The sequence below is a fragment of the Bradyrhizobium ingae genome (genome assembly GCF_055791185.1).
On record NZ_JBVUBB010000013.1, the window covers coordinates 100118 to 122127 of the forward strand.

General features: G+C 63.5%; 22 protein-coding genes. 10 read left to right on the plus strand and 12 right to left on the minus strand.

The window, feature by feature from the left end; all coding sequences use genetic code 11:
- Positions 1-3 precede the first annotated feature (3 nt).
- Positions 4-663 carry a guanylate kinase gene (gene gmk, locus ACV1FX_RS20400; RefSeq protein WP_473119342.1) on the plus strand — a complete coding sequence of 220 codons (660 nt, stop codon included), beginning with the start codon at positions 4-6 and terminating at the stop codon, positions 661-663.
- Here gmk and ACV1FX_RS20405 read toward each other — a convergent pair.
- Positions 596-1894: a hypothetical protein gene (locus tag ACV1FX_RS20405; RefSeq protein WP_473119343.1), complete on the minus strand. Its 1299-nt coding sequence runs from the start codon at positions 1892-1894 to the stop codon at positions 596-598. The two genes, gmk and ACV1FX_RS20405, sit on opposite strands and share 68 nt — an antisense overlap.
- A 374-nt stretch (positions 1895-2268) precedes the next feature.
- Here ACV1FX_RS20405 and ACV1FX_RS20410 point away from each other — a divergent pair, with 374 nt between their 5' ends.
- Positions 2269-2769 (plus strand): helix-turn-helix domain-containing protein, encoded by a 501-nt coding sequence (locus ACV1FX_RS20410; RefSeq protein WP_473119344.1) that lies wholly within the window; start codon positions 2269-2271, stop codon positions 2767-2769.
- A gap of 158 nt (positions 2770-2927) precedes the next feature.
- Positions 2928-4175, plus strand: coding sequence for a sensor histidine kinase (locus ACV1FX_RS20415; RefSeq protein ID WP_473119345.1), 1248 nt, complete (start codon positions 2928-2930; stop codon positions 4173-4175).
- A gap of 15 nt (positions 4176-4190) precedes the next feature.
- Here ACV1FX_RS20415 and ACV1FX_RS20420 read toward each other — a convergent pair whose 3' ends face one another.
- Positions 4191-5096: a transglutaminase family protein gene (locus ACV1FX_RS20420; RefSeq protein ID WP_473119346.1), complete on the minus strand. Its 906-nt coding sequence runs from the start codon at positions 5094-5096 to the stop codon at positions 4191-4193.
- A 151-nt stretch (positions 5097-5247) separates the two neighbouring features.
- Between ACV1FX_RS20420 and ACV1FX_RS20425 the strand changes: the two genes are divergently transcribed.
- On the plus strand, positions 5248-5511 hold the full coding sequence (locus ACV1FX_RS20425; protein WP_473119347.1) for a GlsB/YeaQ/YmgE family stress response membrane protein: 264 nt from the start codon (positions 5248-5250) through the stop codon (positions 5509-5511).
- Positions 5512-5547: 36 nt separating this feature from the next.
- On the opposite strand, the gene ACV1FX_RS20430 is transcribed toward ACV1FX_RS20425, so the two are convergent.
- Genes ACV1FX_RS20430 through lptF form a run of 7 tightly spaced genes read right to left on the minus strand, consistent with a single transcriptional unit; the run spans position 5548 to position 14240 of the window.
- Positions 5548-6606: an alcohol dehydrogenase gene (locus tag ACV1FX_RS20430; protein WP_473119348.1), complete on the minus strand. Its 1059-nt coding sequence runs from the start codon at positions 6604-6606 to the stop codon at positions 5548-5550.
- A 28-nt stretch (positions 6607-6634) separates the two neighbouring features.
- On the minus strand, positions 6635-7489 hold the full coding sequence (rsmA, locus tag ACV1FX_RS20435) for a 16S rRNA (adenine(1518)-N(6)/adenine(1519)-N(6))-dimethyltransferase RsmA (RefSeq protein WP_473119349.1): 855 nt from the start codon (positions 7487-7489) through the stop codon (positions 6635-6637).
- Positions 7486-8487 carry a 4-hydroxythreonine-4-phosphate dehydrogenase PdxA gene (gene pdxA / locus ACV1FX_RS20440; protein ID WP_473119350.1) on the minus strand — a complete coding sequence of 334 codons (1002 nt, stop codon included), beginning with the start codon at positions 8485-8487 and terminating at the stop codon, positions 7486-7488. Before pdxA ends, rsmA begins: the two co-directional genes overlap by 4 nt.
- The gene (locus ACV1FX_RS20445; RefSeq protein WP_473119351.1) at positions 8487-9434 is read right to left on the minus strand and encodes a SurA N-terminal domain-containing protein; all 948 of its coding nucleotides are present in this window, start codon (positions 9432-9434) and stop codon (positions 8487-8489) included. The genes pdxA and ACV1FX_RS20445 overlap by 1 nt, the downstream gene beginning before the upstream one ends.
- A gap of 56 nt (positions 9435-9490) precedes the next feature.
- Positions 9491-11977, minus strand: coding sequence for an LPS-assembly protein LptD (locus ACV1FX_RS20450; RefSeq protein ID WP_473119352.1), 2487 nt, complete (start codon positions 11975-11977; stop codon positions 9491-9493).
- Positions 11977-13074 (minus strand): LPS export ABC transporter permease LptG, encoded by a 1098-nt coding sequence (gene lptG, locus ACV1FX_RS20455; protein WP_473119353.1) that lies wholly within the window; start codon positions 13072-13074, stop codon positions 11977-11979. Before lptG ends, ACV1FX_RS20450 begins: the two co-directional genes overlap by 1 nt.
- Positions 13071-14240, minus strand: coding sequence for an LPS export ABC transporter permease LptF (lptF, locus tag ACV1FX_RS20460; protein WP_473119354.1), 1170 nt, complete (start codon positions 14238-14240; stop codon positions 13071-13073). Before lptF ends, lptG begins: the two co-directional genes overlap by 4 nt.
- A gap of 338 nt (positions 14241-14578) precedes the next feature.
- On the opposite strand from lptF, the gene ACV1FX_RS20465 reads away from it, so the two are divergent.
- From ACV1FX_RS20465 to ACV1FX_RS20475, 3 genes are all read left to right on the plus strand, one after another.
- On the plus strand, positions 14579-16081 hold the full coding sequence (locus ACV1FX_RS20465; RefSeq protein WP_473119355.1) for a leucyl aminopeptidase: 1503 nt from the start codon (positions 14579-14581) through the stop codon (positions 16079-16081).
- Positions 16082-16087: 6 nt separating this feature from the next.
- A complete protein-coding gene (locus tag ACV1FX_RS20470; protein WP_473119356.1) occupies positions 16088-16540 on the plus strand; it encodes a DNA polymerase III subunit chi in 453 nt (150 codons plus the stop codon).
- A 167-nt stretch (positions 16541-16707) separates the two neighbouring features.
- Positions 16708-17202: a hypothetical protein gene (locus tag ACV1FX_RS20475; RefSeq protein WP_473119418.1), complete on the plus strand. Its 495-nt coding sequence runs from the start codon at positions 16708-16710 to the stop codon at positions 17200-17202.
- Positions 17203-17317: 115 nt separating this feature from the next.
- Here the strand turns inward: ACV1FX_RS20475 and ACV1FX_RS20480 are convergent, their stop codons facing one another.
- On the minus strand, positions 17318-17446 hold the full coding sequence (locus ACV1FX_RS20480; RefSeq protein WP_473119357.1) for a hypothetical protein: 129 nt from the start codon (positions 17444-17446) through the stop codon (positions 17318-17320).
- Positions 17447-17823: 377 nt separating this feature from the next.
- On the opposite strand from ACV1FX_RS20480, the gene ACV1FX_RS20485 reads away from it, so the two are divergent.
- Positions 17824-18771: an amidohydrolase family protein gene (locus ACV1FX_RS20485; RefSeq protein WP_473119358.1), complete on the plus strand. Its 948-nt coding sequence runs from the start codon at positions 17824-17826 to the stop codon at positions 18769-18771.
- 22 nt (positions 18772-18793) lie between these two features.
- Here ACV1FX_RS20485 and ACV1FX_RS20490 read toward each other — a convergent pair whose 3' ends face one another.
- Complete coding sequence (locus tag ACV1FX_RS20490; protein ID WP_473119359.1) at positions 18794-19474, minus strand: response regulator; 681 nt, start codon at positions 19472-19474, stop codon at positions 18794-18796.
- The gene (locus tag ACV1FX_RS20495) at positions 19471-20784 is read right to left on the minus strand and encodes a sensor histidine kinase (protein ID WP_473119360.1); all 1314 of its coding nucleotides are present in this window, start codon (positions 20782-20784) and stop codon (positions 19471-19473) included. The genes ACV1FX_RS20490 and ACV1FX_RS20495 overlap by 4 nt, the downstream gene beginning before the upstream one ends.
- Before the next feature lie 362 nt (positions 20785-21146).
- Here ACV1FX_RS20495 and ACV1FX_RS20500 point away from each other — a divergent pair, with 362 nt between their 5' ends.
- Together ACV1FX_RS20500 and ACV1FX_RS20505 are read left to right on the plus strand one after the other, a co-directional pair.
- Positions 21147-21503: a hypothetical protein gene (locus ACV1FX_RS20500; protein ID WP_473119361.1), complete on the plus strand. Its 357-nt coding sequence runs from the start codon at positions 21147-21149 to the stop codon at positions 21501-21503.
- A 92-nt stretch (positions 21504-21595) separates the two neighbouring features.
- The gene (locus tag ACV1FX_RS20505) at positions 21596-21946 is read left to right on the plus strand and encodes a hypothetical protein (protein ID WP_473119362.1); all 351 of its coding nucleotides are present in this window, start codon (positions 21596-21598) and stop codon (positions 21944-21946) included.
- Positions 21947-22010: the final 64 nt, after the last annotated feature.

The window sequence follows — 22010 nt, forward strand, 5'->3', positions numbered from 1 at the left end:
TCGATGACGACGACCGGTCACGGAACTGATGGTGTCGAGCGGCGCGGACTGATGTTTGTGCTGTCCTCACCCTCCGGCGCGGGCAAGACGACGCTGTCGCGCCTGTTGATCGAGCGGATGCCGGGGCTGAAGATGTCGGTCTCCGCGACGACGCGCGCGAAGCGGCCCGGCGAGGTCGACGGCCGCGACTACCTGTTCGTCGACAAGCCGCGCTTCGAGGCGATGGTGAAGGACGACGAGCTGCTGGAATGGGCGACCGTATTCGACAACCGCTACGGCACGCCGCGTGCCCCGGTCGAGGCGGCGCTGTCGGCAGGGCAGGACGTGCTGTTCGACATCGACTGGCAGGGCACGCAGCAATTGCGTGAGAAGGCGCGCGCCGACGTCGTCAGCGTCTTCATCCTGCCGCCGTCCGCCGGCGATCTCGAGAAGCGCCTGCATTCCCGCGCCCAGGATTCCGATGAGGTGATCCGCAAGCGGATGAGCCGCGCCAGCCACGAGATGAGCCACTGGGCCGAGTACGACTACATCGTCATCAACCATGACGTCGATGAGGCCTTCGCCGAGGTGCAGTCGATCCTGAAAGCCGAGCGCCTCAAGCGCGAGCGGCGGATTGGCCTCGTCGGTTTTGTGAGAAATCTGCAAAGCCAGCTTCAGGGCTAGAGGGCGCCAGCCGCGGGCCTTCCTTCGCCAGCCGTTCCAGGATCGCAGTGATCGCGTCGATGTCGACCGCTTCGGCGTCGCGGTTGTTGCTGTCATCCGCGGTCGCGAGATGTGGCTCGGCTGCTTCCGTGGCCGATGCGGCGTCCAGATCCTTGTGGTCTAGATCCTCGTGGTCGTGCTCGTGGTCCAAGTGCTCGTGATCCAAGTCGAAGCTCTCATGGTCCAGGTCTTCGGGCTGGCTCATTTCATCTTCGACGAGGCGGTGATTCACATGGGGCGTCACCGCGCCGTTGGCCTTGGCTGCCGTTGCCAATGCAGAACCGAAATCGACGGTGCGCGGTCGCTGGGCGCGCGGGGCGGCAGTTGCGGCCGCATCGATCCACGGCGCGCGGCTCTTTTCGTCCTGTGTGATCTCCCGATGGTCCCAGTTGACGCGCCGCCGCCCACCTTCACCCGGGACGCGCGCGCGCGAGCCGGCGAAGCGATAGATGACGCTGCCGGTGATGCCGGCGAGCGCCAGCGCGCCGCCGACGACGAGCAGCAGCATCTGGAGCGAGCCGGTCGGCTTTTCGGCCGGGGCATCGGCGGAGGCGAGCGTCATGGCGCCGGCGGAGGGCGAAGCCTGCGGTTTGGGCGTAGGCCGCGCATCGGCGAGTTCGGGCGCGGGCGCGGCTTGCGGGGCGGGAGAGGGCGAGACGTTCGGGTCGGGCCAGCGCGCATCGACGGTCGGTTGGCTTGCACCGGCGTCGGCCACCGTGACCGGACGCTGAAGCGCTGCGGGCGGAGTGCCAGGGACGGTTGGTGCGGGGATCGATCCGGTCGTGTCGGGCGCGGGGCTCTGTGTCGTGAGTTCGGCGTGCGCGTCCTGCACCGAGCGCAGCGCAGGTTTGTCCGCCTTCTGCACGGGTGACGTCGCCGGCGCGCCCTGCGTCGCCGGCGCGCCCTGCGTCGCCGCCGCGTCCTGCATCGCTGGTGTGCTTTGAGTCGCCGGAGCGGCCTGCTTCGCCTGCGCGCCTTGGGTTGACTGGGCGGTTTTCGCGCCTTCCTCGCGCAGATACCAGCACTGCCGCTTGGTGCCGCGTTCGACGCGGAAGTACCAATGCTGCCCCTCAGGCGCTGTGCGCTTCGGAGCGCGAAGACAATCGTCCGCGGCGTTCGACGAATTTTGGGTGGTATTCTGCGCGTCTGTTGCGGCCGGGGCGTTCGCCGCGTTTTGCGATTCCGCACTCAACGGTATCCCGGCGAGTACGCTCGCAAACAGAGCGGATATGAATTTCGCGGTTCGGTTGCCCATCCTGGTCTCCCGGCTACGCCTTACGCAACACGTCACTGTCCCCTTTCTCGTCAAAGAGTTGGGTGGCAATGAGCCGCAAATCCGGAGAGGATGAGGCTTAAATCGGGCCTGCGCTGCGTTCGTTCCGCCGCGAAAATGAACAATATCCCCGTCGGGACAATTGTTTGTTCTAGGTCCGCGTCGCCAAGGGCGTCCAGCCGACCGGTATCACGATCGCGAAGTTCGGGGTTCCCCGGCGCAAATATGCCTATCCGACTGTGTCGCGAAGGCGATAAACTCGGGTTGCGGGTGTCGTTTGATGGATCATGGCCATGGCCCTTTTCCAGGATCATTCCGACAAGAGCAGTTCAGCCGAAAAGTGGTCGGTTGCGGGCGAGGAGTTCGTCCTGCTCGACACCGTCCAGCCGCCGGCCCGCATCGCGATGGCGCGGGAGCGGATGCTGCTGAGCCGGCTCTATCTCGGCCTGATCCGTAGCCTCAACGACGATTACGGCGCCGACTTCGTCAGGCAGAACGATAGCGCCACCTTCCGCACGATCGGCATCTACCTGTTCCTGCGCACCGCGATGTGCTCGCCGGTGCGGGCGAGCATGGTTGCGGCCGCGCTGAAGCTGCCACGCGCAACCGTGCTGCGGCGTCTCGAGGAGATGATCAAGCAGGGTTACGTGGAGCGCATCGGCAACGCCTACCGTGTTACCGACAAGGTCAACATCCCCGATTTGCAGCAGCGCTTGCAGCAGCGGATCGACATGATCCTGGAGACGGCGCGCGAGCTGGCGAGGCTGACGGGCAGGGATGGGGCGGCACACTGACGCTGCTCGGCGGCAGTCCCATTTTCGCAGAAATTGCATGATATCGCCCGGATTTGCCGAAGCCGGCGATGCGTTGTCGTTCCGGCACCAGCACGGCGCGAAGAGCTTGCCCCAGAAGAGGATGCGACCCGAACAACGAAAACAATGTCGAGGCGGTCATGGTACAGGCGTCAAAATCTGCGCTCGCATCCGAGGTGCTGCTGTTTCCCGAGCAGCCCGCCCTGAAATCGATCTACGACACGGCACCGATTGGACTGGCCTGCCTCTCTCCTGATTGCCGCTATCTGCAAATCAACCAGCGCCTCACCGAGATCTGCGGCATCTCGGTGGAGAACCATCTCGGCCGCTTCGTGCGGGATTGCGTTCCTGCCTTGGCGGATTCCGTCGCAGAGATCGTCCGCTCGATCATGGAAACCGGAGAACCGGTTGTCGGTATCGAAGTTACGGGCCAGCGCGCCGATCAGGCCGAGGAGCGTTACTGGATGACGTATTGGCATCCGCTGCGCGCGCCGAGCGGAGAGATCATCGCCGTCAACGTCGCGGCCGAGGAAATCACCGAACGCAAGCGCGCCGAGGCGGAATTGCGCAAGACAAGGGACGCCGCCGAAACCGCGCTGCGTCATTTGCGGGAGACCCAGGAGACGCTGGTCGAGGCCGAGAAGCTGGCTGCACTCGGACGGATGGTTGCCGGCGTGGCGCATGAGATCAACGGCCCCGTGGGCAGCAGCCTGACGATCGCCTCGACGCTTCAGCACAAGTCGGAAGCTTTCGCCGTGGAGGTTGCGGGTGGCAAGGTGCGACGCTCGAGCCTCAACGAGTTCATCAACCTCGCCGGCGATGCGTCCGTGCAACTCATCGCCAACCTGTCGCGCGCGGCGGAGCGCATCCAGTCCTTCAAGCAGGTCGCGCTCGATCCGGGCCAGTCGATGCTGCGCCGCTTCGACGCTTCCGAGTTGTCGGAACAATTGCTCTCGCATCTCGATCGCGAATGCCATCGCCGCGGCATCGCGCTCGATCTCCGGCTCGCGCGAGGTCTCGAAATGGACAGCTATCCCGGTCCCTTCGGACAGGTGCTGACCCATCTGGTCATGAACGCCATGACCCATGCGTGGCCGGATGGGGGCGGAGGTCGGATCCGTGTCGATCTGAGATCTGCGGGTGACGATCATGTCGAGTTCGTCGTGTCCGACGACGGTTGCGGAATGCCGCCGGACGTCAAGCTCTCCGCTTTCGATCCGTTCTTCACCACGCGACGTCAGCACGGGGCGACGGGGCTCGGACTGCACGTCGTCCATGGCGTCGTCACCGAACGCCTTGGCGGCCGCATCAGGCTGGACAGCGAGCCGGGGGCAGGGACCTATGTGCGGCTGATGCTTCCGAGAAGCGCACCACGGTCCGACGACTGATCCGTTCGGACCCCGTCAGCCCTCGGACGGATCGCGGATCTCGCCGATCTTGTGGACGGCGACCCTGACCGACATGCCCTTGTAGTCTCCTGCATCCCCGAACCATGATCCCTCCAACGGAATGGCCTGGCCCGGATGCCGCGCGACCGCGACCGGAATGAGATCGAAGCCGGCATTGATCTGGTTGGTCGGGTCGTAATCCAGCCATCCGGCGCCTGGCAGAAATACCTGGACCCAGGCGTGCGTGGCGCCGGAGCCGGTCATGCCGACAGCGCCGCCATCGAGTGCCTGATCGTACAGATAGCCGCTCACGAAGCGCGAGGCGAGGCCGAGACGGCGCAGCACCTCGATCATCAACCAGGCATAGTCGCGGCAGGTCCCGGATTTGGTACGCAGGGTTTCGCCCGGCGACTGGGTGCCCTCGGTGTCCCGGGAACGGTAGTTGAAGCTTTCACGGAACGTGCGCAGGATCCGGCGCAGCACGTCGACCGTCTGGTCCTGGTCGCCGGCGACGAAGCTCTTGGTCCATGCCGCAAGGCTGCCGTCGGGGTCGTCGGCATGGGGGCGCAGGTAGCCGGCAAGATCGGTCCATTCGTCCGGCGAATATTGCACGGGAATCTCGTCCGCGCGCGAGGCCAGCGGAAACGACTCGATGCCCTTGATGCCGAAGAACACGCCGCGGACCTGGAAGGTGAACGTCAGCTCGCTGGCCGGCTCTGCGAACTCCATCACCGTAACGGTGTTGGAGCGTGAATCGGTAACCCAGTGGATCTTCGAGGTTGGATTGGTTTTAGCCGACCAGCCAAGCAGGCGGGCAGATGCACCGCGCCTCGGCAGGAACATCGCCCGATGCGTCCCGAACGTAACAGGCTTTGCATATTTGTAGGTGGTGGTGTGCGTGATCTCGCCCAGCATGGCCATGCCGACCTCCCTCGCGCGACCTGATGTCGGTCTTGTGCAGTCAGGGCCGCCCGAGAACGCCGGCCTATGTTGATCTATGTCAAGGGCGCTACCGGGTGATGTCTCCCAGGATGCCGCTTGCCGCGTGCCGGCTCATGACAGGAGCAGTGAGATGGGGATCCTCTGGACTATCATCATCGGCTTTATCGTCGGGGTGATTGCTAAATTCATCATGCCGGGCGGCAATGAGCCGAAGGGCTTCGTCCTCACCACGATCCTGGGAATCGTCGGCGCGTTCGTCGCGACCTTTCTGGGCCAGTCGGTGGGCTGGTACCGGGCCGGCGAATCCGCAGGCTTCATTGGCGCCATCGTCGGCGCGGTGATCCTGCTCTTCCTCTATGGCCTCTTCATGGGCCGCCAGGGACGAACGAGCTGAACGCGGCGCGGACGATGGTCGCGGGGCCGTCGCGGTTCAGTTCTTCAGCACGATACGGCCGACGACCTTGCCGGCGCGCAAGCTGTCGATCCATTTCTGGACGTCGGCCATCGGCTCTTCCTGCATCGGTGTCGGCTTGATCTTGCCGGCGCGCGCAAGCGTCATCAACTCGTGGGCCTCCGCAAGCGTGCCGACCATGAAGCCCTCGATCGTCATGCGCTTGTACACCCATTGCACCATCGGCAGCGTGAACTGGCCGCCCATCAGGCCCGACACCACGATCTTGCCGCCGCGCGCTGCGACCGCGACCGCAAACGCCATCGACTTCTCGTTGCCGGCGAAATCGACGACCTCGTCGAAGCCCCCGTCGGTCTCCTTCAGGATGCGCCTGATAACCTCGGGCTCGGCCGGATCGTAGGCGACCGCCGCGCCGTTCTTCAGCGCAGTTTCGCGCGCCGCCGGGCTGAGATCGGCCACCGCAATCGGCTGCTTGAACATGGCCTGCGCGAACGACAAGCCCATCATGCCGACGCCGCCGAGACCAATCAGCAGCAGATTGCGCTGGCGCGGACGGTCGACGAGGCGCTTGAGCGCGCCGTAGGCCGTGACGCCCGAGCACATCAATGTCGCAGCCTGGTTGACCGGCAGGGGATCGTAGTCGAGCAGGTATTTTGCATCGGGCACCAGCACGTGGCTGGCAAAGCCGCCGTCGATGGAGACGCCGAGAAAGCGCTGCTTGGCGCATAGATTTTCATCGCCATTGGCGCAGTCGCGGCACTGGCCGCAGCCGATCCACGGGAACACCGCCTTCATGGCGCCGATGAGGTCGGCCGGCACATCGCCGCCGACTTCCTCCACGACGCCGGCGATCTCGTGGCCGAGCGTGAATGGCAGCGTCATGCCGCGCGTGGTGTCGAGCTTCTTGCCGCCGCCAAGATCGGCATAGCCGTCCTGGATGTGCAGGTCGGAATGGCACAGGCCGCAGCGCTCGATGCGCACCAGCACTTCGCGTCCTTGCGGCCTGGGCGTGTCGATGATGGTCTCGCACAGCGGTGCATCGAACTTGACCAGGGACTGCCGACGCATCAATGCCATTTTCCTTCCTCCGAAATTTTTTTGTAGTTCAGGCTTGGCTTCGTATATCGGCCAATTCAGACGCCATGGCAACAAAGCCTGCCACCGGAATGGTCTCGGCGCGCCGTGTCGCATCGACGCCGGCGGCCGCGGCGAGGCGAGCCGGATCGGCCTGAAGCGATTTAAGGCTCTGGCGCAGCATCTTGCGGCGCTGGCCGAAGGCGGCGGCCGCGACCTGTTCAAGAAGGCGGCGGTCGCAGGGCAGAGGCGCCGCGCGCGGCACGAGGCGCACGACCGAGGAGGTGACCTTCGGCGGCGGCACGAAGGCGGAGGGCGAGATGTCGAACAGGATCTTGGTCTCGGCGCGCCAGTTGGCGAGCACGCCGAGCCGGCCATAGGCTTCCTCGTTCTCACGCGCCACGATGCGCTCGGCGACCTCGCGCTGGAACATCAGCACCATCATCCCGTACCAGGGCGGCCACGGCTCGCTGGTGAGCCAGCCGATGAGGAGCTGTGTCGCGATGTTGTAGGGCAGGTTGGCGACGATCTTTGCCTTGGCGCCGCCGAGCAGGGGCCTCGGATCGAAGGTCATCGCATCGCCATGCACGATCTCGAGCCGCCCCGGATAGCGTGCCGAAATATCATGCAAGGCGGGAATCGCGCGCTCGTCATGCTCGATCGCGATGACGCGCGCAGCACCGAGCGCGAGCAGCGCGCGCGTCAATCCGCCGGGGCCCGGACCGATCTCGATGATCGTCGAATTCTCGAGCGGCGCGGCGGCGCGCGCGATGCGTGCCGTCAGGTTGAGATCGAGGAGGAAGTTCTGGCCCAGCGACTTGCGGGCCGATAGCGAATGCTGGCGAATGACCTCGCGAAGCGGCGGAAGGTCGTCGATCGCGCTCATGCCGGTTGCGCGGCCATGCGGCTTGCGAGCTGCAGCGCTGCGATCAGGCTTGCGGGATTGGCCCTGCCGGTGCCTGCGATGTCGAACGCCGTGCCGTGGTCCGGCGATGTCCGGATGAAGGGCAGGCCGAGCGTGACGTTGACCGCGTCATCGAAGGCCAGCGTCTTGATCGGGATCAGCGCCTGGTCGTGATACATGCAGACCGCGCAGTCATAGGTCTTGCGCGCGGCGTCATGGAACATGGTGTCGGCGGGCAGGGGGCCTCGGGCTTCGATGCCGTCGTTGCGCAGGATCTTGATCGCCGGCGTGACGATGGTCTGCTCCTCGTGGCCGAGCGAGCCGTCCTCGCCCGCATGCGGGTTGAGACCGGAGATCGCGATGCGTGGCCGGTCGATGCCGAAACGGGATTTCAGCTCGGCTGCGACGATGCGCACCGTCGAGACGATCAGGTCGCGCGAGAGCTGCGCCAGCGCATCGCGCAGCGAAAGGTGAATGGTCACCGGCACCACCGCAAGTCGCGGCGACCATAGCATCATCACCGGCTGCGGCACGTGCCCGTCCTGTTCGGCGAGCTCGGCGAGAAATTCGGTGTGGCCGGGATGGCGGAAGCCCGCGCGGTAGAGCACGCTCTTGGCGATCGGGTTGGTGACGACGGCGCCGGCGCGGCCTTCGCGGACGTCGGCGACGGCCTGGCGGATCGAGGCGAGCGCTGCGGGCGCACTGCTCTCGTCGGGCCGACCCGGTTCGGCTGTTGCGATTTCTCCGGTCGCAACCACCGGAAGGGCGTCGGGGAAGGCGGCGATCGCTTCCTCGGCACGCACGCGCGCGATCTTGATATCGGCGCCGAGCGCCTTGGCGCGGCGCGCGATCAGCGCGTCATCGCCGAGCAAATAGAAGGCGGGCAGGTCGAGTTCGTTGCGGCGCAGCCAGGCCGCGACCGTGATGTCGGGGCCGATGCCGGCAGGCTCGCCCAGGGTCAGCGCGAGGGGCCTTGCCATCAACGATATTCGATCATCGCCGCTTTGCGGATTTCCGCCAGATACGACTTCGAGGTCTTCTCGTACTTCTCCTTGTACATCTTCTCGCGGATCTCGCGCCGCTTCGGCGTGTCGATCATGGTCGGATTGCGCGCGCACAGCACGACCATCTCGATGCCCTGCTTGGTGACCTCCGGCGGGGTGAGATGGCCGACCGGCGTGTCGTCGAGCACCTTGCGAAGCGCCTCGGGCAGATCAGCGGTGGTCTTGGTGACGCTGTCCCGGATCGCCGCATTGGGCGTCGAGCGGAACAGCGAATTGGCTTCATCGCAGCTCGTGATACGGCCCCGGTACAATTCGGCTTCCTTGTGCCGCGCCTCGGTCGCGGCCTGCGACGAGCCGCGGGGTACGATCAGGACGATCGGCTGCATCTTGTATTCGAATCCCTCGACCTGCAGCTTCTCGCCGTTCTGCGCCTGCACGGCGGCTGCGACATCGCGCTCGCCGACCTGAAGCCGTTCCTTGAAGCGGCCGCGAACGAGGCTGGTCCAGACCATTTCTGCGCGCATGCGGCTCTTCAACGTCTCCGGCCTCACGCCCTTGACCTCGAGGGATTTCGAGAGCTGGTCCGTCGATACCCGCATGTTCTGCGCCATGCCGGCGTAGGACTGGTCGATATCGGAGGCGGTAGGCTCGACGCCGTATTTCTTGCCCTCCTTGATCTTCACCTTCTCGTCGATCAACTCGTTGATGACCTCCTGCCGGCTCGGTGTCTTCTGGGTCGACAGCAGGTCGAGCTTGCTTCGCTGCTCGATGTCGAAATCGGTGATGGGCTCGCCATTGACCATGACGACGACGGTCTGCGCCTTCGACGGGGCTGCGCCGCCGATCAGGAGGAGGGCCGTGCCGAACGCGATGAGGAGAAGGCGATGGACTCGCAAAGAGGTCGTCATAAGAGGGGTCGTCATGGATGTCGTCGCTCGCATGCTTGCGATCAGAACAAGCCCCGCAAAGTCAAATCGGCCTACTGCATGCCGGCGGAGCTGCTGGTTCCCGAGGAGTTTGCCAGCGTTCGCAGGCCGATCTGGAACATGAACGCGTGGCTCAGAACAGGCGGGGTGCTGCCCGCCGAGTAGCTATAGGACGTTACATAGTTAGCCGCCAGCACGAAGCAATCGTCGACGTAGCCGGCGCCGACCACGTATTGATTGATCTTGTTGGCCTCGAGGTCCCAGCGCGCCGAGCCCTGGACCACCCAGTTGGCCGCGACCTTCACCGAGGCGGAGGTGAGGATGCCCTCGCGACGGGTCAGGTAGCCGAGCTCCGGCTGCGGCGCATAATTGCCGTAGATCATGCTGACCGACCAGCGGTCGAAATTGGCGCGGCCTTCAGCCTCGAAGCGCTGGACGTTCCAGGTCTGCTCGTCGAACCGGCCGCGGACGCTAAACGTGTAGGTCCGGTTCGGTGAATAGCCGACGCTCGCGACATAGTCGGATCGCGGCTTGTCGAGACCTGAATCGAGGCCAGTATTGGTGGTATCCTGCACGGCGAAGGAGTTCATGCCGAACAGCTGGTAGGACTGTCCGAACAGCACCTTGACGGCGCCGCCCTTGTCGAACTGGGTGGTTGCCTGGACGCCCACATTGGCGCGGCCGCCGCCCTCGACGCGGTCGTAGCCCGAGAACTTGTCGACGCTGAACAGATTGCTCGCGTCGAACACCATGCTCTGCGCGTCCTCGTTGGGAAGCTTGCCGGCATAGGTCTCGTTCGGCCGGATGATGACCTGTGCGATCGGCTCGATGACCGTCGAACCCCATGGCTGCACGTTGATGAAGGGATAGCGGTACTCGAGGCCGACCGTCGGCATCAAGCGAAACGCCTGGGTGTCGCCGACCGGCAGGTAGTTCGACACGCCCGGCTGGTTGGAGACCGAGGAGTTGATCGCATCCGCACGCAGGATGGCGAACGGGGTCCAGATTTCACCGAGGGGATCGGTGAAGGATTTCCGCCACTGCGCTTCAGCCGTCAGGCGCGTGTAGGTGCCGGGGAAGCCGCGCAACAGACATTGCGAGGGCGTGCGCGCGGCGGTATCGGCCGAAGTGGTCGTGCAGAGGCCGTTGGTGTTCGCGGTCGTGGTGATCGGGTCGAACACCGCGTCGTTACGTGTCAGGTTGACGAAATTCGTCTTGTAGGAGACCTCGCCGCCGAAGATCGGATAGTTGAGCACGTTCGAGTAGTCGATCACGGGGTAAACGACCGGGACCTGCTGCTGGTTGCCCGAGAAGCTCAGGAAATACATCGTCCGCGCGTCGAAGTAGCTGCGGTTGCCCACCCCCGTCAGATAGAGCTGCGAGATCGCTTCCGTCGGCAGGCTCAGGAACGACGTGAAGGGATCGCGGTACTGCGACAGGCGGTAATCCGACATGAAGTAGTAGTCGGAGAGCAGGACGCCGTCCCAGCCCCAGACCCATTTGTCGTTCAGCGCGAACTGGCCCTTGGTCTCGACGCCGCCGCGGAACTGGCGGTCGCCCGGCAGCCCGGCGAAATTGCTGGGGTTAAGCTGGTCGATGCCGTAGACGCGGATCTGGTAGGCGCCGTCCATCAGGCGTTGGCGGAATTCGGCCTGGAACAGCACGCCCTGCTTGGACGTAATGCGCGGATTGAAGGTCGCGTCCATATCGGGCGCGATCGCCCAGTAGAACGGGACTTCGACGCCGTAGCCGAACGCCGTGTATGAGGTGAAGCCCGGCATCAGGAAGCCGGTCTTGCGCTTCACCGTCGGGTCGGGCGTCGAGAAATACGGTATGTAGGCGAGCGGCACGCCGAAGAACTCGAGCTGCGCCGTCTCGAAGTACAGCATCTTCTCCTGCTGGTCGTGGATGATGCGGGCACCCTTGACCTGCCACAGCGGCGGCTTCTTCGGATCGTCCTTGCACGGCGCGCAGGCGGTGTAGACGCCGTTCTCGAACACCGTGTAATTGCCGCTGGAGCGGTCGGCGCGGCTCGCGGCCATGCGGGTCTGGTCGGCGGTGTCCACGCGCAGCGAATCGACGAAGCCGTCGCGGTAGTCGTCCGAGAGGTCCATGATCTCGGCATAGGTGATCTTTCCGTCGGCATCCGTCATGCGGATGTTGCCTTCGGCATGGAGGCGCTTGGTCTTCTGGTCGTAGATGACCTTGTCGGCCTCGACGCTGGTGCCGTTGTAGAACAGCTGGACGTTGCCGACCGCCGAGACGCGCGAGTTGTTGTAGTCGTAATCGACCTCGGTCGCCTGCACGAGCATCTGGTTGTCGTTCGGGGCCTTCGGCGGCTTCGGACGCGGCGGCAGCGGGTTGTAGGTGAAGCTCTGCGCAGCCGCAGGCGCGGTCGCGGCAAGATCGAGCAATCCGCCAAGCGCGAGCGCGGCAAGGAAGGGGAGCAGGAGGCGACCAGCAGGCAAGCCACGTCCGTTCGCACGCACCAGGGTGCGTCGCGTCAAACGGGACACAGGCTCTCGGTGGACGGCAGTCACTATCCGTCCTCCTGATAGAGCAAGGCCAAAAAGCCGGTGAGGCCGCCCACCACAACGGGCAACCACGCCGCAGCGATCGGATGCATCAACTCAGCCTTGCTCAAATCCTCAGTAACTTTGGACAGCACGTAGAGCAGAAAGCCTGCGCCCACGCCACTCAAAACCATCTTCTGCACGCCGCCCATCCGGAAGAAGCGCAACGATACGGAAGCCGCCAGCATGACCATCGCTGCAAGCAGAAATGGCTGTGCCAGAAGCTTATGGTACTGGAGTCGATATCCGGCTGTCGCGAAGCCCGAGCTTTCCGACGAACGGATGTAGCTCGGTAGTTGCCAAAAGGACACAGTTTCGGGTGTGGAAAAGCTGTTGCGAACCTGCGCTTCGGTCAGCGTCGTAGGAATCTCCAAGCGGTCCTGATCGACAGGGGGCGCGTCGAGCGAAAAGCGTCGCACGGTCCTGAACACCCAGCGGCCATCCTCCAGGGTGGCCTCGCGCGCCTCGATGCGCTCCTTGAAGTGATAGGCCGTATCAAACCGAAACAGTGTCAGGCCGGTCAGCCGGATGCCCTGCTGCTCGCTGCGCGCGGCGTTGATGATGACCTGGCCCTCGTTGGTGACCTGGTTGAGCCAGAAGCCGGAGGCGTCCTGGATGCCGCCGCCGGGCGCCGAGCCGAACAGCTCCGCTTCCATGCGCTTGGAGAGCTCGCGCAGGTTCGCCGACATCGGATTGTAGGCGACCGTCGCGATCACGCCGATCAGCAGCGAGCTGGCGAGCGCGGGCGAGATGAACTGCCAGGCGGAAATGCCGGCGGCCCGTGCCACCACGAGCTCCAGCCGCCGCGATAGACCGAGGTAGCAAGTCATGGCGCCGATCAGCATGCAGAACGGCGTCAGCTTCTCCAGAAGCTGCGGCACACGGAACAGCGAGGTCTCGGCCACCATGACCGCGGAGGCGGAAGCAAGCCCGGAAGTCTTGCGCACCATCTCGATATAGTCGACCAGCACCAGCAGCAGGAAAATGCTCGCAAACACGCCGAGCGCGTTGATCACGAAGCGGCCCGCGAAATAGCGTCCAAGCGTGTTGGTGAGCATGCTCATGCGGCGACCGGACGTCGAAACAGCCGCGCAATACGCGCATTGGATCGGTTGATGGCTTCCAGCAGCGCAGGCGGCGCTTCGACCACCACGCCGCCGACGATCATCCAGACGCCGAGGCCAATGGCGAGGACGAGCATCCCATATTGAACGACTTCTGCCGTTGGCGAGTTTACTGCGATGACGGAGCAGGCGTAGCCCGCGATGCGTAGGCTGAGGACCGCCAGGATCGTGCCGCCGATCGCGAAGTTTCGGCTTTGGCGCGTCGTGCGGGGGGCGCCCAAGAAGGCAAAGGTCAAAGCGGCGAAGGCGAACGGATAGATCGGCGCGAGAATGCCGTCGTGCAGGGCCGAACGGAATTGGCCGGGGACGGCTTTGTAGACGGGATCATCCTCCGACGGCGAGGCCAACTCCCAGAGATAGCGTTCGCGAATGCCGAGCGTGACGTCGCGTCCCTGGTTGGAGAATTTCGACATGTCGAAGCCGTGGCGAGCGAAGGTAACGAGCGCGGGATCGCGCTTGCCGGCCTCGAAGCGCTGCAGGTTGCCGTCCTCCAACACCAAAATGGTCTCGCCGCCGCTCTTCACCACCGTGCCGCGCTCGGCGACGATCGAATTGCGTTCCTTCGGATCGCGGCGGTCGTCGATGAAGATGCCGGCCATGATGCCGCCGGGCTGGCGCTCGCGAATCCGGATCGTGAGGTTCTGGTCGAGCTGGGCGAAGCGGCCGGGCTGGAGGATGTTGGTGAGGACGTCGGCGGTGATCTCGGCGTCCCATTGCTTGATCCGCCGCATGCCGTCGGGGGCGAGATAGGCGGCGATGAAGGCGACCAGCAGCGCGACCACGCAAGTAGCGTAGAAGAACGGATAGAACAGCCGGAATGGCGAGAAGCCGGCGGCATTCATCACGATGATCTCGGAATCGGTCGCGAGCTTGTTCAGCGTGTGCGTGATCGCGATCATCAGCGCGATCGGTGAGATGATCAGCACCAGCGCCGGAATCACCAGGCTGGTGATGCCGAGAAAGGTCAGGATGGTCTGGCCCTGACTGGTCATCAGGTCGATGCCGCGCAACGCCTGCGTAATCCAGATCACGCCGGTGAGGCTGACCAGGACCAGCGCAAACGACGCCAGCGTCGTGCGGAAAATATACCTATCGATCGACCCCATGCGCTACCGCACGATCCCCGCCAGGCCCCTTCTGGGTCCCAAACTCCGGACATTCCGACCCATCCCGAAAGGGGTCCCCAAGGGTCGTTCTGCCACGTCTTTCACCAGTTCACACTCTCACTACCATCCCTTTGATCCGTCAACAAAATGGCTGCCCCGTGGCACCCTCATCATATGGTTAATATTTCCTTCTTGTGGCCGGCCGGCCACGGGCGGCGCTTGGCATGCGAGGTGCGGACGGGTCATAGTACGTCCGGGAGCAGTGAATCGCCGTTCAGCCAGCATCCTCAGCGATGCGCGGTACGCGGCAAAAGTCTCGTCTTTTGGAGGAGTTATCCATGTCCGACGCCGTCAAGGTCGGCTTCGTTCCGTTTTCCGCCGTCCCGCGCGGCACGCTGGTGGCGTTTTGTGACGACGGCCTGCGATTCGGTCCCGCGACCGCCAAGGCGCTCGGATCGGCAGCGGAGATGGTGAAGCGGGCAGCAGGCACGAGCCAGTTCAAGGGCAAAACGGGCGCGGCGCTCGACATTTTGGCACCGGAGGGGCTGAAGGCCGACCGGCTTATTGTGATCGGGGCTGGCAAGGCTTCGGCCCTGAAGCTCAACGATTTTCTGAAGTTCGGTGGCGTGGCGGCCGGCAAGCTGAAAGCGGGCGCGAACGCCATGACCATCATGGCCGAACTGCCCGACGGCGCCATGACTGCGGAGCAGGCGGTCGCGATCGGCTCGGGCCTGCGGCTGCGCGCCTATAAATTCGATCGCTACAAGACGAAGAAGAAAGACGGCGAGGAGGGCGGCACCCTGCGAGCCGACGTCGCGTTTGCCGTCGCTGACCTCACGGCTGCGAAAAAGGCTTTCGCGCCGGCGGGCCATGTCGTCGACGGCGTGATCATCGCGCGCGACCTCGTCAATGAACCGCCGAACGTACTTTATCCCGAGGAGTTCGCGCGGCGCGCGAGCCAGCTCCGCAAGCTCGGCGTCAAGGTCGAGGTGCTCGACGTCAAGGCAATGCAAAAGCTCGGAATGGGCGCGCTGCTCGGCGTCGGCCAGGGCTCGGCGCGGCCGAGCCGCACCGTGATCATGCGCTGGGAGGGCGGCAAGAAGGGCGAGGCGCCGGTCGCTTTCGTCGGCAAGGGCGTCTGCTTCGACACCGGCGGCATCTCGATCAAGCCGGCCGGCAGCATGGAGGACATGAAGGGCGACATGGGCGGAGCGGCCTGCGTCGTCGGCCTGATGCACGCGCTCGCGGCGCGCAAGGCCAAGGTCAATGCGGTCGGCGCTATCGGCCTCGTCGAGAACATGCCCGACGGCAATGCGCAGCGTCCCGGCGACATCGTCACCTCGATGTCGGGCCAGACCATCGAGATCATCAACACCGATGCCGAAGGGCGCCTCGTGCTGGCTGACGTGCTCTGGTACGTTGCCAAGAGGGTGAAGCCGAAATTCATGGTGGATCTCGCAACGCTCACGGGCGCGATCATGGTCGCTCTCGGCACCGAGCATGCGGGCATGTTCTCCAACAATGACGAACTCGCCGAACGTCTCCTGACGGCCGGCATCGAGAGCGGCGAAAAAGTCTGGCGCATGCCGCTTGGGCCCGAATACGACAAGTTGATCGACTCTCAGTTCGCCGACATGAAGAACACCGGCGGCCGCCATGGCGGGTCGATCACCGCCGCGCAGTTTCTCCAGCGCTTCGTCGACGGCACGCCCTGGGCGCATCTGGACATCGCCGGCACCGCGATGGGTGCGCCGAAGACCGACATCAACCAGAGCTGGGGTTCCGGCTATGGTGTCCGCCTGCTGGACCGCCTGGTCGCCGACCACTACGAGCGCAAATGACCCAAGATGACTGAAGTGCTGTTCTACCATCTACAGAACATGACGGTGGAGAACGTCTTGCCGCCGCTGCTCGAGAAATCACTCGAGCGCGGCTGGCGCGTCGTGGTGCAGTCGACCTCGGAGGAGCGCGCCGATGCACTCGACGCGCACTTGTGGACCTATCGCGACGATTCCTTCCTGCCGCACGCGACATGGCGCGTGAACGACGCCGCCGAGCAGCCGGTCGTGCTGGCGGTCGAGGAGGGCAATCCCAACGGCGCCAATGTCCGCTTTCTGATCGACAACGCGGCTTTGCCTCAGGACTCGGAACGCTATGAGCGCATGGTGCTTCTGTTCAACGGCGACGATCCGGATGCGCTCGCGCTGGCGCGCAGCGCCTGGACGGATTGCAAGACGCGCGGATTTGATGTCACCTATTGGCAGGCCGACGAGCGTGGCCGGTGGCAGCGCAGGAATTAACGTTCGCATCCAATTAATGATAATTTGCGGCTTTTGGGGTAATGCTGCCCTCCGTCACGTTCGTGCCGCAAAGTGATGTTGGGACAATCGTTTAGGGCTGGCCCTTAACGCGGGGATTTGAGTTTATCGTGCGACATCAAAAGCTTCCTCCGACGCTTCTACTGGCGTTGTGCGCGGTTGCGCCGCTGATCGCGGGCTGCTCCAGCGCATCCGATATGATGTCGAGGGATGCCGAATGGTTCAACAAGCCGGCCCGGCTCTTCATCAAAAACATCTCAATCGAATCCCCGCCGCTGACTCCGGACAGGCCGGTGACGGCGGAGGATCTGGTCAGTGCCGACGGCGCCTGCCCGGGCATGGCACCCGCGGGTGCGCCGGCTGACGCCAACGCCTCGACCACGGCGTCCGCTCCGACGGGCGGAACGGTCGCGCTCGGTCACACCGAGTGTGACGTCGTGCGCGGCATCGGCGCTCCGAGTAACGTCAATCTCTCCAACGATGCCGCCGGCAGGCGCGTCGCCGTAATCACCTGGGCGACCGGTCCGCGCGCCGGCATCTACACCTTCACCGCAGGCCGCCTGTCCTCGATCGAAGGTAGCCCAGAGCCGGCGCCGATGCCGAAGGCGAGCAAGCCGAAGGCGAAGAAGAAGGCGGCGACGTAAGTGGAGGCCGTGTCGCGGGCGCGGCGCGGCATGACGCAACGTTATTGCGCGGGTACGGCGGCATCCATCACGGGAAAGTAGATCGGTGGGCAGCCGCCGCCGATCATTTCAACGATCACCGAACGGACTTCTTGCCGTTCGCCTGGCCGTAAGCCGGCTTGTTGTCAGGCTCATGCTCAAATGCGCAAGCAGTCACCGAGATCCCGATCAGGATCAGCAACGTCGCGGTCGTCCAAAATTTCATCTGCTCGGCCCCAGGGCTTCGGTGGATATTCCGGAAAAAACAGGTCTTTGACGTCGCGGGCCGGGGTGGGGTTCAAGGCAGTGCTTTCTGTCGCCTTCGCATCTTGGCTATGCCGACATTGAGCACCATAGGTCTGCCCCTGAAGAGGACGCGAGCGCCGTCAAACGAGCTTGCCGCGCCACGACGCTAAATGTTACGATATGTAACACATCTGCCCGTCCGCCTGCCGAGAGTTCGTGACGTCCAACGCGCATCGATCTGACCGTTCGCGAAAGTACCGTCAGCGCCATTGCCCTCGACAAGCGGTGGGCTTTGCAACCGAGGGCTTGCACAGAAGAGCCCTCCGCATCGAAGGGCGCTATGAGAATGTGCTCTCGATGGTGCTCGTGATCGCCGTGACCATGACGTCATTTCAAGAGGCGCTGACGACCGGCGATTTGGAGGCGCGCCGGTCGTTTCCGAAGAGCGACTTGCACAACCATGCGTTTGGTGGCGGCAATCGGGCATGGATCGCCCGCATGATTGGACATGACATCGCGCCACTCGATAGCCCCCTCAGTTCGATGGCTCAAATGCATGAATGGGTCGCCGAGCATATCGGTCCGCTTTTCGATGGTCCGAGAGGGCGCCTCACCGCGTTCGAGGCGACGCTCGTCCAGGCGCAACATGATGGCGTTTCGCGGCTGGAGGTCGGTGAGGACGTCTGGGCTATCAAATTGTTCGATGGGAACGCTGAAAAGCTGACCCGCGAGCTTATTAGCATCCATGCCCGCGCAGCTCCTGAGATTGAATGGATCCCGCAACTTGGGATGTCTCGACATTGCGACATATCGAGCCTGATCAAATGGCTGGAGCCGTTCCTGGAGCTTGGCGTCTACAGGACGATTGATCTCTCGGGAGACGAACTCGCTCAACTTTACCGCATGGCCAAGGAAGCGGGTCTAAGACTGAAAGCGCATGTTGGGGAATGGGGCGACGCCGACTCGGTGTGGCGCGCGGTTGAACAGCTTGAGCTTGATGAAGTCCAACACGGGATTGCGGCGGCAGGTTCTGCCCGGGTCATGCGTTTTCTTGCGGACAACAAGATCCGCCTGAACATCTGCCCGACATCGAACGTCATGCTGGGAAGGGTCGATTCGCTGGCTGCTCATCCGATCCGTACGTTGTTCGATGCCGGCGTTCTCGTCACAATCAATACCGACGACGTGCTGGTCTTTGGCCATGGCGTTTCGGAAGAGTTCTGGACCCTGTTCGACGCAAAATTGTTCGACGCGGATGAGTTGGAGTCGATCCGCTTGGCAGGCCTCGCCGATCCGGGGCAATAGCGTGTCCACGTTCCGCGATCGCTCATTCTCGGCGGTCACCCTCCTGCTCGCGCTCCTCGACCCGCGTTACTAACCCGCTTCGCAGCCCAAAGAGCACAAGCTCAACGTCGGAAGAAACGCTGAGCTTCGATTTGATGGCGTAGTGGTAGTTCGAGACGGTTTTCGGGCTGAGATTGAACGCGGCTGCTATTTCCGCGGCCGACCGGCCGGCAAGCAACATGCGCAGGATCTCGAATTCACGTGGGGACAAGGTATCAACCGCACTTGCATCGTCCAGCAGTTGGCTCCTCGCGAGGGCTTCGCTGATCTCGGGGCAGATTGCAACACGGCCGGCCGCGGCGTCGCGTACTGCGCTGACGAGCAACTCGGGCGGGCTGCTCTTCGTGACAAAGCCTTTAGCTCCGGCCCTGAACGCCTGAAGCGCGAATGTCGCGCTCAAATGCATGGTGAAAACGAGCAGGCGCGCTGCTGGGTCCCACTGGCGTATCTGGCGAATGGCATCAATGCCGCCGCGACCCGGCAGGGAAACGTCCATCACCACGACATCGGGGCTTTTGTTTTTATAGGCTTGGTAGGCACCCGCCGCGTCGGCGGCCTCGGCTACGACCGTAATGCCTTCATGCTTCTCAAGAAGCCGACGGTATCCTTCACGCACAACCGCGTGGTCGTCGACAAGCAGGACGCTGATACTTCGCGGCGTCATGTCGCTGCGCCCAGGGTGTTGGTGACGGGAATTATGGCGCTGAGGATGAGGCCCTTCTCTGGCCTCGACACAACTTTCATCTGTCCGCCCAGCGCGAGCGTTCTCTCGCGAATCCCGATCAACCCGAGACCAAAACCAGTCTCTCTCCTGATCTCATGCGCCAATCCAGTACCATCGTCTTCAACCGTTGCCTCGACCGAGCCATCGCTAGACGGTGACGCATCGCCTTGGGCAAGGTCGATGCGGACCACGGCACGAACGTTGGCCGCCTGCGCGTGCTTCGCCGCGTTCGTGAGACCTTCTTGAACGATATAGAAGACGTGAACGGTAATCGCCGGGGGGAGCGCGTCGAGGTCGCCGTGTGTCTCGAGAAAGAACCGGGTCTTCCCGCAGCCGCGGCGATTATGATCGCCGATTAATCCCTCAAGGCTGGTGAGCAGGCCGACGTCATCGATCTCCTGCAGCCTGAGCTCCTGCACGGTCCTGCGAAGCCCCTTCATGATATTGCCAGCGGTTTCTGTCAGGGCCTGAGCCTCGGCAACGAGAGACGGACAATCAGTCGAGGCGGTGACCTTGATCGAAGCCGCCGTCGCGCTCATGGCACTGAGGCTCTGGGCCAGCTCGTCGTGAAGCACCCTTGCGAGGTGACGCCGTTCCTGCTCACGGGCTTCCACGAGACGTCGTGCAAACTCGGCGCGCTCGGAGGTCGCGACTTCCAGAGTGTTCGCCAGCTCATTGAAGACGCCGCGTATTCTTTGAAGCTCGGCAAGTCGAAATGGCGGGAGACGGCACTTCAGATCACCCGCAGCCAACCTGTTGAGGCCGCTAACGACATCTCTCGTCGGCCGCAGCGCGCGCTCGACGACAAAATACACGAGGATGCCAAGAGCGCTGATCGTTGCGGCGGAGAGGCCGAGCATTCGCGAGATATCGGACCAGGCACGCGCTGTCACGACTGATGGATCCGAGCTGACGACGATCGTGCCAAGTACGGGACCCTGCTGGGCGACGGGACGGCTGTAAGTCATACGGCTGCCGACCGCCCACTGATAGACGGCGGAAAACCATGCCGGTGCCGCGCCCACCTGAGTCTGAAACCCCAGACAGCTGGAGATGACATCCTTCCCAACTTCCTTGAACTGTACGCACTGACCCGGGCTCATCGCCTGGTCCAGAAAGCCATCCATGAAACGAAAGCGCTTTTGCAGATCAAGGCGTGTTCCGAAGAGAGTCCGCCGGTCGCGCTGGACTAGAATCGGTACTTCCAGATATTTGCCAACGGCATCGCCGACAGCCTGATTGGTCTTCAACGTCTCGTCTGCTGCTCGGTAGACGGAGATCGCCGCTCCGCCAAGAAAACAGAGTAGCGCGACGGCCGCTACTTGCCTCAATAGCGACCATTTGAGATCGATGACCGGCCGGCGCCGAAGGATCCTCATCTTCCGCATGGCGAAGGGCCCGCACTGCTTTCCGCAGATTACAGCATCCGGCCGCCGCTCGATACCGTTTGGGGCGGCGTCGGGCAAATTTCCCAGGGCCTTGCATGGAGTCCCCCGTTTCCCTGATTGACGGTCGGTCAGATGCTGCGTGCGGCCCCATGAAGGGCCGGCGAATTGAACCACGTCAATTTGGAAGTCGTGGTGCGAATGTCTCCGCTATTCAGGAGGTCATCATGAAAAATCTACTTTTGATCACCATTGCCGTCGCCGCCATCGCAGGCGCATGGACCAATAAAGCCGAGGCGTGCAGCTTGAACCCTCCGACCTTTGAGCTCATGGGCTTCCCGATCTCCCCGCACCAGGTAGCGGTAATGGGATCGGCCTATGTTGAGGAGAGCTCGGCTACACCGCAGCTCATGCTGGCTGGCATGCCCGCTTCTCCCCATCAGATTGCGGTCCTCACTCCGCGCTCGAAAACTCCAAAAATGGTGCAGGCCACGTTTGGCATTCGAGAACCAACTACCGTTGGCTTGACGCCTCCTGGCTTGCCCATCGAGGCGACTGGCGCTGCGCTCTGTGCCGCTGACTGAACAGGCGTGAGATCGATTAACGCCACTTCAAGGCCGCTCGATGACCTCGAGGTCCTTCATTGAGCCGAGACCAGATCGCGGAGGCGAAGACAATGCTGGCGACGAGGCAGGCGACGTTTCCGATCTGTCTGCTGCTGTTCGCGACCGCAGCGCTCGCGCGAGACGACGGCCGCTACGCGAATTCCCCGCTGAAACCCTGGTTCGAGAGCCTGGAGAGCGAATTCGGGAAATGCTGCGAGGATTCCGACGCCTACGTGGTCTCCGAACCGGATTGGGAGTCTGATCACGGGCGCTATCGCGTTCGCATCGATGGAGAGTGGGTCCTGGTGCCAGACGGCGCTCTCATCACGCAACCCAACCTCGCCGGACGGACGATGGTCTGGAAGCACTATATCGACGGCCATCCCCGTGTTCGCTGTTTCATACCGGGCAGCATGACCTGATGCGTCCAGCGCCAGACCGACGCGAAAAGGCGGTCCTCGCCGGCGGGTGTTTTGACCAATCCTG

What these genes read in the sequence shown, in the direction of transcription:
- gmk (WP_473119342.1), top strand. Translation starts at nt 4, where the DNA reads ATGACGACGACCGGTCACGGAACTGATGGTGTCGAGCGGCGCGGACTG.
- ACV1FX_RS20410 (WP_473119344.1), top strand. Translation starts at nt 2,269, where the DNA reads ATGGCCCTTTTCCAGGATCATTCCGACAAGAGCAGTTCAGCCGAAAAG.
- ACV1FX_RS20415 (WP_473119345.1), top strand. Translation starts at nt 2,928, where the DNA reads ATGGTACAGGCGTCAAAATCTGCGCTCGCATCCGAGGTGCTGCTGTTT.
- ACV1FX_RS20420 (WP_473119346.1), bottom strand. Translation starts at nt 5,096, where the DNA reads ATGGCCATGCTGGGCGAGATCACGCACACCACCACCTACAAATATGCA.
- ACV1FX_RS20425 (WP_473119347.1), top strand. Translation starts at nt 5,248, where the DNA reads ATGGGGATCCTCTGGACTATCATCATCGGCTTTATCGTCGGGGTGATT.
- ACV1FX_RS20430 (WP_473119348.1), bottom strand. Translation starts at nt 6,606, where the DNA reads ATGGCATTGATGCGTCGGCAGTCCCTGGTCAAGTTCGATGCACCGCTG.
- rsmA (WP_473119349.1), bottom strand. Translation starts at nt 7,489, where the DNA reads ATGAGCGCGATCGACGACCTTCCGCCGCTTCGCGAGGTCATTCGCCAG.
- pdxA (WP_473119350.1), bottom strand. Translation starts at nt 8,487, where the DNA reads ATGGCAAGGCCCCTCGCGCTGACCCTGGGCGAGCCTGCCGGCATCGGC.
- ACV1FX_RS20445 (WP_473119351.1), bottom strand. Translation starts at nt 9,434, where the DNA reads ATGACGACCCCTCTTATGACGACCTCTTTGCGAGTCCATCGCCTTCTC.
- lptG (WP_473119353.1), bottom strand. Translation starts at nt 13,074, where the DNA reads ATGAGCATGCTCACCAACACGCTTGGACGCTATTTCGCGGGCCGCTTC.
- lptF (WP_473119354.1), bottom strand. Translation starts at nt 14,240, where the DNA reads ATGGGGTCGATCGATAGGTATATTTTCCGCACGACGCTGGCGTCGTTT.
- ACV1FX_RS20465 (WP_473119355.1), top strand. Translation starts at nt 14,579, where the DNA reads ATGTCCGACGCCGTCAAGGTCGGCTTCGTTCCGTTTTCCGCCGTCCCG.
- ACV1FX_RS20470 (WP_473119356.1), top strand. Translation starts at nt 16,088, where the DNA reads ATGACTGAAGTGCTGTTCTACCATCTACAGAACATGACGGTGGAGAAC.
- ACV1FX_RS20480 (WP_473119357.1), bottom strand. Translation starts at nt 17,446, where the DNA reads ATGAAATTTTGGACGACCGCGACGTTGCTGATCCTGATCGGGATCTCG.
- ACV1FX_RS20485 (WP_473119358.1), top strand. Translation starts at nt 17,824, where the DNA reads ATGGTGCTCGTGATCGCCGTGACCATGACGTCATTTCAAGAGGCGCTG.
- ACV1FX_RS20490 (WP_473119359.1), bottom strand. Translation starts at nt 19,474, where the DNA reads ATGACGCCGCGAAGTATCAGCGTCCTGCTTGTCGACGACCACGCGGTT.
- ACV1FX_RS20500 (WP_473119361.1), top strand. Translation starts at nt 21,147, where the DNA reads ATGAAAAATCTACTTTTGATCACCATTGCCGTCGCCGCCATCGCAGGC.
- ACV1FX_RS20505 (WP_473119362.1), top strand. Translation starts at nt 21,596, where the DNA reads ATGCTGGCGACGAGGCAGGCGACGTTTCCGATCTGTCTGCTGCTGTTC.